Annotated in this window: 9 protein-coding genes and 1 pseudogene; 6 read left to right on the top strand and 4 right to left on the bottom strand. The window is 61.3% G+C overall.

Going from position 1 to position 10658, the window contains the following annotated elements; all coding sequences use genetic code 11:
* Positions 1-522: 522 nt before the first annotated feature.
* Positions 523-719 (top strand): annotated as a pseudogene (locus tag L2A60_RS18895) (hypothetical protein); the annotation flags it as partial.
* An 11-nt stretch (positions 720-730) separates the two neighbouring features.
* Here L2A60_RS18895 and L2A60_RS18900 read toward each other — a convergent pair.
* The 3 genes from L2A60_RS18900 to L2A60_RS18910 are packed head-to-tail and all read right to left on the bottom strand — an operon-like array spanning position 731 to position 4670.
* Positions 731-2119 carry an APC family permease gene (locus L2A60_RS18900; RefSeq protein WP_235706022.1) on the bottom strand — a complete coding sequence of 463 codons (1389 nt, stop codon included), beginning with the start codon at positions 2117-2119 and terminating at the stop codon, positions 731-733.
* 53 nt (positions 2120-2172) lie between these two features.
* A complete protein-coding gene (locus L2A60_RS18905) occupies positions 2173-2544 on the bottom strand; it encodes a cupin domain-containing protein (protein ID WP_235706023.1) in 372 nt (123 codons plus the stop codon).
* Positions 2545-2555: 11 nt separating this feature from the next.
* Positions 2556-4670 (bottom strand): oxidoreductase, encoded by a 2115-nt coding sequence (locus L2A60_RS18910; protein ID WP_235706024.1) that lies wholly within the window; start codon positions 4668-4670, stop codon positions 2556-2558.
* 257 nt (positions 4671-4927) lie between these two features.
* Between L2A60_RS18910 and argE the strand changes: the two genes are divergently transcribed.
* Complete coding sequence (gene argE, locus L2A60_RS18915) at positions 4928-6076, top strand: acetylornithine deacetylase (RefSeq protein WP_235706025.1); 1149 nt, start codon at positions 4928-4930, stop codon at positions 6074-6076.
* Here the strand turns inward: argE and L2A60_RS18920 are convergent.
* On the bottom strand, positions 6060-6995 hold the full coding sequence (locus tag L2A60_RS18920; RefSeq protein WP_235706026.1) for a LysR family transcriptional regulator: 936 nt from the start codon (positions 6993-6995) through the stop codon (positions 6060-6062). The genes argE and L2A60_RS18920 overlap by 17 nt on opposite strands.
* A gap of 124 nt (positions 6996-7119) precedes the next feature.
* Here L2A60_RS18920 and L2A60_RS18925 point away from each other — a divergent pair, with 124 nt between their 5' ends.
* The 4 genes from L2A60_RS18925 (at position 7120) to L2A60_RS18940 (ending at position 10446) form a co-directional block, all read left to right on the top strand.
* Positions 7120-7794: a DUF1028 domain-containing protein gene (locus tag L2A60_RS18925; protein WP_235706027.1), complete on the top strand. Its 675-nt coding sequence runs from the start codon at positions 7120-7122 to the stop codon at positions 7792-7794.
* Positions 7795-7947: 153 nt separating this feature from the next.
* Complete coding sequence (locus L2A60_RS18930) at positions 7948-8520, top strand: flavin reductase family protein (protein WP_235706028.1); 573 nt, start codon at positions 7948-7950, stop codon at positions 8518-8520.
* Positions 8521-8532: 12 nt separating this feature from the next.
* Positions 8533-10011 (top strand): 4-hydroxyphenylacetate 3-hydroxylase family protein, encoded by a 1479-nt coding sequence (locus L2A60_RS18935; protein WP_235706029.1) that lies wholly within the window; start codon positions 8533-8535, stop codon positions 10009-10011.
* Between the two features lie 27 nt (positions 10012-10038).
* A complete protein-coding gene (locus L2A60_RS18940) occupies positions 10039-10446 on the top strand; it encodes a RidA family protein (protein WP_235706030.1) in 408 nt (135 codons plus the stop codon).
* Positions 10447-10658: the final 212 nt, after the last annotated feature.

The raw sequence follows: 10658 nt of genomic DNA on the forward strand, positions 1-10658 counted from the left end.
TCCAGCACCATCCGCACCGCGCGTTCGCGGACCTCAGGTGAATATCTGTTCGATGTCTTCCGCTTTTCCATTGCTCCATCCTACTCAAGAGTTGGAGCCTCCAGGATTCCCGGCGCGGTTCACCCAGTTGCCGCAAGATTGCTTTGTTAGGTGCCGATTGGCATATCGCCGGAGTGAAACGGCACCAAGCTTCGGTAACCGTCAAGCCATATCTTGCGGTGACTACCCTTGCCTAATTCAGTTCGATATTCGACTCCGTTGCGGATCGCATAGCGCTCGATCAATCGGACAAGATCAGCGGCCTTCACCATGACAAGATGCGCCAAGAGGCAATGTTAAGGCAAGCCTAATTCGGACATATCTGTCCGCTCGTGTCATTCCCCGCCACACGATGGCGGGATTGCCGACGCCCCGTGCTCTACACGCGCGTTGGGGGGTGGATCGAGCGTTTGAAACCTCACGGCGACATGAGGCCTCCTCACGCGGGCGGGGGTATCTTGGGTCACGGCGCATCCTGGAACGATGTTTCCCGCACAAGCGTATGACCGCCAGGGCGGTGTTTTACATGGGCGCGCCACCACGACAGAGGCGGTCCGTCGAGCGATACAGCATAGTCAAGAGAGCCTGAGGGTTCTAGCCAAGCGCTACGGGGTCAACCAAAAGGCGGTCGCCAAAAATGGAAAAAGCGCACAACGGTCGCTGATCTGCCGACCAGCCCCCCGATGATGGGTCACACGCCCGGCTCCTCCACGGCCGCCACCATATAGCGTCGGGGACGAAAAAACAGGATGCCGGCGAGCAGGGTGCCAACGCCGACTACGATCGTCGTGGTGTTGAACGTGGTGAGCGAATAGAGGCCGAGCGTCATGAGAAAAATCGCGCTGATGCCGGGGAAGAACGAAAACAGGCACCAGCGCGCGACGGACTCCCGGTATGTGTGGCGGAACACCCAGGCGGAGACCAAGCCAGCCAAGCCAAAATAATAGGCGACTTGCAAGCCGGTCGCGGCGGCGGCATCGTTGAGAATGGAAGCGACCGAGGGCATGAAGCCGGTGAGCAGGATACCGGCAAGCCCCGCGCCGATCAGCCAGTTGGTGGCCGCGGTCGGGTTCTGGGTTTTCTCGCTGACGGTGCCGAGATAGCGCGGCAGCGCGCCGTCGCGGCCCATCGCGAACATGGTTCTGGTCACCTGCAGCATGCCGGTTTGAACCGTGGCGACGCTGGAGGCGACGACGGCGATGAGTGCGATCAGGCCACCGATTCGCCCCAGGCCCGAGGCGATCGCGATCTGGTAGATGATGTTATTGCTGTACTTCTGAACCTCGGCAAAATTGAACAGCATCAAAGCCGCGACCGCAAACATCGAATAAAGAAAGATACAAACGAGGACACCCGACAATCCGCCGTTGCCGGCTGCCTCCTCGCCGTTTTTGGTCTCCTCGCCGAGATTGGCGGTGACATCCCAGCCCCAGTAGAGAAACACCACGATGAGTGAGGATGCGGAGAAGTTTTTGATCGAGAAATGGCCGATCACATAGGCCGGCGTATACATGTGCCATGAGAATTGGGAGGCCCGGTGCAGGGTGTGACCATGAATGAACGCCGCGGTGCCGACGGCAAGCAGCACAAGGATCTCGAACGTCGTCATGATGATCTGCATGTAGCTGGTGAGTTTGATGCCGGCCATGACGACGCCGACGATGAACAGGAACCACAGCACCGAAAGCGCCGTAATGATGACAACATTGTTGACCAGTGCCGGATTTATGAAATCCAGAACCGCGGTGGACAAGGGGGTCACACCCACGATGATAAAGATCATCTGTGCCGTGATCAGAGCCCAGCCCGCCATGAAACCGTTGAATTTGCCAAAGGACTGGCTAACCCAGTTATAGGCGGCGCCGGCATGGGTCGAGCGTTTGTTCAACGCCTTGTATGCAAAGGCGATGCCTAACATCGGGATGGCGAAAATCAGCAGATCGACAGGGGCCAGCATTCCCGCGGTGCCAATAAGAGCACCGAGTGCCAGCGAAATGCCGTTCGCCGGCCCCGATCCGGCGACACCCATGACCAGGGATTCGAAAAACGATAGGGAATTGGCCCTTAGCCTGGTACTCATTCCGTTTTTCCTCCTTGCCGATTATCGTGCCGTGCCCTTCATGAGCGCCGGCTTCACAAATCGATCGTTGTCGCGATGTAGCTCTTGCGGATTGTCTCGGACCGGATATCCCAGGTCACGTCAGTGCCTTTGGCGATGATCCAGGAATCGCCCGGCCGATACACGACCGTTCTGGCGGATTTCTCGTCGGTAATCGCAACCTCACCGTCGAGAAGCGTGGCGTGTTCATGAAAAGCGTAGACGACGCGGTAGGTGCCGCGCGTTGCTGCATAGAGTCCGCCGAACACCGGCTTGTCCGGCCCGCCGATCAGGAACTTGCCGGAAACCGCGATCGGCCCCTCGATCGTCGTGGCGCCGATATCCTCGGGGCTGCCCCAGGCATCAAGCGCCACAAGTTCCGAATTCAGCACGCATGGGATCATCATCGTTAGTTCTTTCAATCGAGGGGTAGAAGTTCGGCAATCTCTCTGCGGAATGGGAGAACGCCGTCGGGCAGCGGATCGGCATCCAGCTCCTCGGCGTAGCGCCGTCCGGCATAGACGGCATGGGCAATCGTGGCGGGCGCAAGCGCATCGCCGATCGAGACAACGTCTTCGATGCCGGCGTCCGCCCACTCGTCGCGGCGCGCCAGCAGGTCGAGCGCGAGCTGTTCGTTGGGCAAGCGGGCGGTGACCAATACGACCGCATCGGCGGCGATGCGCTCCTCGCGGCCAGTGAAGACGCAGGAAGTGACGACCTCATTGCGCTCGATGACATCGACCGAACGAAAAGACTGAATAGTGATTCCCTTCTCCAGCATCCGCTTCTGAATGAAGTGCTGTTCCATCGTGTTGCGCGTCCAGGTCGATGCCTCGGAGGCTGGCGTCAGATAGAGTGTCTCATAGCCCTGCTCGGCAAAAAGCTCGGCGATCACGCCGCCCATGTAGTAGTGGTCGTCGTCCCAGACGATAACACGCTTACCGGCCGGCCGGCGTCCTGCCATCACGTCGGACGGTGTCAGAACGCAGGCGCCTTCTGCGATTGGGATCGCTGCCAGGTGGCGATGGCCAATGCCATCGCCACGCCATCTTGCCCCTGTCGCGATTACCACGCGCGGGAACCCGAATTCGAGCACGTTGCCGGCGTCGAGCCTGCTATCGAAGAAAATCTCGACGTTGGGGAGCTGCGCAAGCTGCATCTTGCGATAATCGGCCACGCGCACCCAGGCGGCGAGGCCCGGCAGCCGCGATTCCTGGAGCACCCTGCCGCCAAGTTCCGTGCCCGCTTCGGCGATGGTCACGTCGTAACCGCGCTTTCCCAGCGTCTGCGCCGCCTCCAGCCCGGCAGGTCCGGCTCCGACAATCAGCACCGGCTTGTCCGTCCGCCTGGGCTTGACCGTCTCGGGGTGCCACCCTTTGCGCCATTCCTCGCCCATGGTCGGGTTCTGCGTGCAGCGAATCGGCGACTGGGTAAAATCGCCGGAAACGCAGATGTTGCAGCCGATGCACTCGCGGATGTCGTCGAAACGGCCCTCCTGAATTTTCCTCGGCAGGAACGGATCGGCGATCGATGGCCTGGCCGCGCCGACCAGATCGACGATGCCTTTCTTGACAAGGCTGACCATGCGGTCGGCGGAGGTGTAGCGCCCAACCCCGACCACCGGCTTCGCGGTGAGCCGCTTCACGCCCCTGATGAATGGTTCCTGCGCACCTTCCTCGGCGAAACGGGATGTCCGGCTGTCATTCTCCCAGCCGGCGAGGGTGACGTCCCAGAGGTCCGGCAGATCGGCCATCAGGCCGATCATGTCCTCGACCTCCTCCTTGTAGAGGCCGCCTTCGCCAAGAAGTTCATCGATCGAAATGCGGATCGGCACGGCGCAGGTGTCGCCGATAGCGGCTTTCGTCTCCTCGGTGATTTCGCGCATCAGGCGAATGCGGTTCTCCAGCGACCCGCCATATTCGTCCGTGCGCTCGTTGAAGCGCCGCGACAGAAAATGGTGCAGAAAGCCGAGCGCATGGGCCGCATAGACATAGATCAGGTCGAAACCCGCCCGCTTCGCCCGCAAAACCGCATCCAGATGCCATTTGCGGATATTGCGGATATCCTGAAGGTCCATTCGCCGCGCTTGGACCGGATCATAGGTGAAGCTGGCGACCGGCAGATGCGCCGGCCCCATCGGCACTTCGCGCGAATAGAGATTGGCGCCGTTCATGCCGTTATAGGCGAGTTCGATGCCGGCGAGGCTGCCGTGTTCGTGGATTTTATCGGCCATACGCGCGAGCGACGGGATGTCCCGGTCGTCCCACAGGCGCAGTTCGATGAAGGGCGTGATCTCCGAGGTGTAGTGGAATTCCACCTGCTCGGTGCAGACCACGGCCCAGCCACCCTCGGCTTTGACGCCGCGCATATGGGCGAGTGCGGTGGGATCGCGATAGCCCATGCCGTTGCAGTGCGGCACCTGATAGAACCGATTGCGCGCCGTTAGCGGGCCGATTTTCACCGGCTCGAACAGAATGTCGTAGCGCGTATCCCGCGCCGTCGTCTGTTGACTGCTTTCCGGTCGGCCCAGCATCATCGAGCATCCGCCAGCGCGTTGTCGTTGATCGTCATCCTCGAGGCGCGGTCGGCCATCATGCCAGAATTCCTCCGATACGGCTGCTGATTTCAGCGTTCTGATTATTGTCTTCTGCTTATGATAGCAGAAACCAAACCGTCATTTGCATTGAATTTTTCGATGCTCAAGGACAGCTTTCCCGAATTATCGTCACCCTCCTAAATCGAACGGATATGCTATTGTCGGGGTCGAGGCGCGCGACGTATAGATATGCCATGGAATCGACCGTGGAAACCCTGGCACGGCTTGTTAGCGTGCCGACCATCAGCCGGACTCCGAACGATGCGCTGATCGCCTATGTCGCGGATCGCCTGCGCGTGGCCGGCGGCCGGGTCAGCGCCTTCCCCGGCGAAAATCCCGGCACCAGTAATCTACTGGCGAGTTTCGGGCCGGACAATGAAGGCGGCATTGTTCTGTCAGGCCATGGCGATGTGGTGCCGGTGGACGGCCAGGTTTGGTCGAGCGATCCGTTCGTGCTGACCGAGCGGGATGACCGGCTCCATGCGCGCGGCGCTGTCGACATGAAGGGTTTCGTTGCCTGCATGCTGACGGCGGCCGAACGTGCCGTCGGCACGGAATTGAGCCGTCCGCTGCATCTCGCGATTTCATGCGATGAGGAAATCGGCTGCGTCGGCGTGCGTCCCATGCTCGAACGGCTCGCCGCCGAGGGTTTTCGCGCCTCCGGGTGCATTATCGGCGAACCGACCGGGCTTGCCGTCGCGATCGGCCACAAAGGCAAGGTCGCCGGCTGCATCTGCTGTCGCGGCGAGGCCGCACATTCCGCGAACCCAACGCTGGGCTGCAACGCCATCAATCTCGCGGCGGCCATGGTGCGGGAGACCGAAGAGTTGCAAGCCTGGCTGCGCGCCCACGGCACGCCCGACGCCGCCTATGCACTGCCGTACAGCACGGTGCATATCGGCACGATCAAGGGTGGTACGGCATTGAACATCGTGCCGGATGCCTGCGACATGGAATTCGAAATTCGCTTTCTCCCAGGTGATTCGCCGGACGATCTGCTCGCGCGCCTATCGGAAGCCGGCGGACGGCTCGCGCGTAACGAAATCGCCCGCGGCCGGCACGCAGCCGTGGAAATGACCGTGCAAAACGCCTATCCCGGCCTGCACACGCCGGAAGATGCCCCGATCGCGGCACTCGCCAGGGCAGCCGCAGGCAATGCGACGAGCACCAAGCTGAGTTTCGGCACCGAAGCCGGGTTGTTCAACGACACGCTCGGCCTGCCGGCGGTCGTTTGCGGCCCCGGTTCGATCGATCGCGCCCATAAGCCCGACGAATACATCACGAAAGACGAACTCGCCGCCTGCGATGCGTTTTTGGATCGCGTGGTCACGTCGTTGCGGTGAACGTCACGGTGCCGGGCAGCGGCTTTTCGTGCAGGAGTTCATGGCACAGCGCCAGAAACGCATCCGTCGTCGAGGTTCGACGCAATCCCTTCAGCAGCGCGATGCCATAGATCAGCGGCTTGAACGACCCCTCCAGAGCCAGATAGGACAGCTTGCGGCCATCAAGCGATGACTGGTTCTTCGGCTGCGCGTTGGCAAGGCTATAGCCCTCGCCACGCGCGACCAGGCTGCGAATCACGTCGATATGCGGAAACCGCCCGCTGATGCGCGGCACCACTTCGGCTTGGCGGAACAGGAAAAGGAAATAATCCCGGCTCAGCGGCAGGTCGAGAAGAATGAAGGGTTCTTCAGCCAATTCCTGAAGCGCCACAGATCGCCGCCGTGCCAGCCGATGTTTCGCCGCGACATAGACAAAGGGCGGCAGCGGCGATAGCGGCACGAAATCGATATCCGGCGGAATGTTGAGGTCATAAGTCAGCAGCAGGGAAATCTGGCCGCTCCGCAGCGTCTCGAACAATTCCGCCTGATTGCCGGCGATCGCGTTGATGCGCGCGGCCTCATGCCGCTTCTTGAAAATCTGGATCAGCTCGGGAATCACCAGCGGGAAAAGCGTCGACATGCAGCCGATTTCCAGCGGCCCGGTCACGGCGGAGGAAATGACCGACGCCGCGCTCTGCAACTCCTCCGCCTGTTGCAGCAGCCCCCGCGCCTCGCGCAGAAACCTCTGCCCCTCATTGGTCAGCGAAAGCCCCTGGGCATGATGGCGAATGAAAAGCTGAATCCCGAACGTCGCCTCCAGCGCGGAGATCGCCGAGGAAATCGAGGGCTGCGAAATATTCACCCGCTCGGAGGCCAGCGTGATGCTGCCGGTTTCCGCCGCCGCGACGAAATAGGAAATCTGCTTGAGGGTAAAGCGCATATCGTTCTCTACCCGAACTTAGCTTTTCCTAAACCAATCGTCAAAAAGAAATATTTTGCAAAAGTTAGACAACCTGCTTGGGTAGGTTGCCCATCCATTCACGACGAACCGGAGAACTGTGCCCATGACATTTTCGATCGCCGCGCGCTGCGCCGAAACCGGCCAATTCGCGGTCGCCGTGGCGTCCTCCTCGCCGGCCGTCGCGGCACGCTGCGCCTATGCCCGCGCCGGAGTAGGCGCCGCAACCACGCAAAACATCACCGATCCCCGCCTCGGCCCGCGCGCGCTGGCGCTTCTGGCGGAGGGCATGACCGCGGCGGAAGCCTGCAAAACCCTTCAGGCGGAGGCGACCCATCTCGATTATCGCCAGTTGACACTGGTGGACGACAAGGGCGGAACCGCACATTTCTCCGGCTCGCGCTCGCTCGGGCTGCATGCGGCGGCTTCCGGCAGGAACGTGGTTTCGGCGGGAAACCTCCTGGCCAGTACCGGCGTGCCGGCGGCAATCGTCGCCGCGTTCGAAGCGGCGCCGGCAGACCACCTGGGCGACCGGGTTCTTGCGGCGATGCGCGCCGGCCTTGCCGCCGGAGGTGAAGCGGGACCGATCAGATCGATCGGGTTGATCCTGGTGGATCGCGTGGCATGGCCGGTCGTCGATTTGCGGGTCGACTGGCACAACCACCCGCTCGATGCGCTCGATGCGCTCTGGGCTGTCTGGCGGCCGCAGATGCAGGATTACGTCACCCGTGCCCTCAATCCCGAATCGGCCCCGTCCTTTGGAGTTCCCGGCAACGAATAGCGTCCCGATCCAGCCCTCCTTGCTTTTATTTTTCCGAGCCAATGCTGTTATAGTATCGATTTTATATTCTCCGCGAAATCGCCCATAGTCCACCCAGCTCAACGACATGGCGTTGCGGCCTCGGCCCGCGCCCTAGCCTTGGAGGTAATCGAGATGGCGTTTGAAGCACAGGAGCGTGCCATCGAGCTGGTTCGGGACACCATGGCGCCGCTGCGCGAGCCGTTCATCGCCGCGATGCGCCTGGTTCCAACCGCGGTCTCCGTCATCACCACCGACGGGCCGGCCGGCCGCTTCGGCGTCACCGTCAGCGCACTGGCATCGGTTTCGGCAGACCCGCCGATGCTGCTAACCTGCATCAATTTTCGCAGCCCGGCTTGCGCCGCGATCCGCGGGAACGGCGTCTTCACCGTCAATCTGCTGTCGGAAGCCCAGAGCCATGTCGCCGATTGCTTTGCCGGGCGCGCCACCTCTGGCGACCATCCCGCCTTCGATTTCGGCTGCGCCTCCTGGACGTCGGATATCGCGTGTTCCGCGCCCCGCCTGGAAGATGCGGTCGCCGCGTTTCACTGCGAAGTCGATCACGCCCATCGGGCCGCGACGCATATGGTGTTCATCGGCCGGGTGATCGCGGCGAGGAGCACCGGCGCGCCGGCTCTGGCCTATGTCGCCCAGGACTATGCCCGAATCAGCAAACTGTCCGAAACCGCGCTCAACGTACGCAACTGAAAGAAGACCGATATGATCCGCACAGGACAACAATACAGGGATTCGATCCGTGACGGCCGCCAGGTCTGGATCAACGGCGAGCGCGTGCACGACGTGGCGACCCACGAAATGTTCAAGCCCCTGGTCGATATCCGGGCGCGCATCTACGACATGCAGCACGAGACCGAATTCGCCGAGAGAATGACCTACCAGGACGAGCGCGGGCAAAGCTCGGCGATCGGGCTGAAACTGCCGTTCACCCAGGCCGATTGGCACGCCAAACGCCTCGCGACCGATACGGTGCTGGACGAGATCGGCGGTATCGTGACCCGCGTGGGCGACGAGACGGTCGGCGAGATGTGGTCGCTGTTCGACGGCCAGGACGTGCTGAACGAGGTCAATCCGCAATTTTCCGAGAATATCCGCTGGCACATCGACAAAGTGATCCGCCAGGACCCGTTCCACGTCTCCGCCAATACCGACCCGAAAGGCGATCGGTCCAAACGACCGCAAGACCAGGACCCCGACATGCTGCTCCATGTCGTGAAGGAAACGGATGCGGGAATCGTGGTTCGCGGCGCGAAATATGAAACCGCCGCCGCCTATGCCAACCAGGCCTTTACCAAACCAACCATCGCCAACTGGGGCAATGCCGAACTTTCCGAATATGCCGTCGGTTTCGTCTGCGACCTTGGCTCGCCGAACCTGAAATTCATCTGTCGCACCGGCTTCGCCGGCCGCGCACCGGCGGAGGATTATCCGCTCGCCAACCGCTTCGACGAAATCGATACGCTGCTGATTTTCGACAACGTGCTGATCCCCTGGGAAAACGTGCTGTTCTACCGCCATACCAGGGCGGCGACCTTCATCCGCGCGACCTTGCACCGCTACAGCGCCTTCGCCTTCGTGCAGCGCAATCTCAAATTCGCCGACATGATGATCGGCGCCGCGCTGTTCAACGCGCGCCAGACCGGGCTCGACAAGCAGCAGGCGGTGCAGGAGAAACTGGCCCAGCTCGCCTGCTACCGCGAGGGAATCAACGCGCATCTCACCGCCGCCATCGCCACCGCCGAGCCAAGCCCCGGCGGCCTGCTGATGCCGAACCAGTCCCTGCTTTACACCGGCCGGGTGCTCGCCTGCTCGCAATTGCACGAGATGATGCATATCGCCCGCGAACTCTGCGGCGGGCAAATCTGCGTGACACCGGACGCGGCGTCGTTCCGTAACCCCGAAACCGCGCCGTGGCTGGAAAAATTCTACACCATCAACGACAATTGGCAGGCGGAAGACCGCAGGAAACTACTCGCGTTCGCCCGCGACCTTCTGAACTCCGACTATGCGGGGCACCGGCTGACCTTTCAGCTTTTCGCGCAATCGCCGCCGTTCGCGCATCTTGCCTCGGTGTATCGCAATTTCGACTGGAACGAGACGCTGCGGGTCGCGCACAAGGCAGCGGGACTGTCTGGCCGGGTTCTCGGCCAGGACAATGCTCTCCGCCGCGCCGCCGAATAAATTTGCTAACACCGAGGGATTCACGCCATGGCTCATACACGGCTGCGCAAGTTCAACACCCACGACACCTATCCTGAACAGCGCCTCGACAACGATCTTTGCCAGGCGGTGATCGCCGGCAAGACGATCTACCTGCGCGGTCAGGTCGCGCAGGATCTGGAAACCCGCGAGAACGTCGCCGTCGGCGATCCCGCGGGACAGGCCGAGAAGGTCATGGCGAATATCGACCTTCTGCTGCGCGAAGCCGGGGCCTCGCTCGATCATATCTGCAAGGTCACCGTCTATCTCACCGATATCCGCTACCGGGAAGCGGTCTATCGCGTCGCCGGCAAGTGGCTGAAGGGCGTCTTTCCGGTGTTCACCGGACTGGTCGTGGTCGCATTGGCGCGGCCGGAATGGCTCGTCGAAATCGACGTGATCGCGGAACTGCCATAAACGGGAGTGCGTTAAGCGAAGTCCGTTAAACATAGAAATACGTTCCGTCAGTGACGCAATCAACCGGATTTGGAAAACTCGAACATCTTCCTAATCTTACTGTGTCACAAAATTCTTGCAGCGATTCGTTGACGCGTGTGAGTGGGTAGAGATTCTGACTCGTGGAGGCGGGTGGTGGGTCTCGAATCGAACACGCAAGGCAGCGAATCACG

Origin of the sequence: Acidiphilium iwatense, from assembly GCF_021556475.1 — a bacterium.
GTDB lineage: Bacteria > Pseudomonadota > Alphaproteobacteria > Acetobacterales > Acetobacteraceae > Acidiphilium > Acidiphilium iwatense.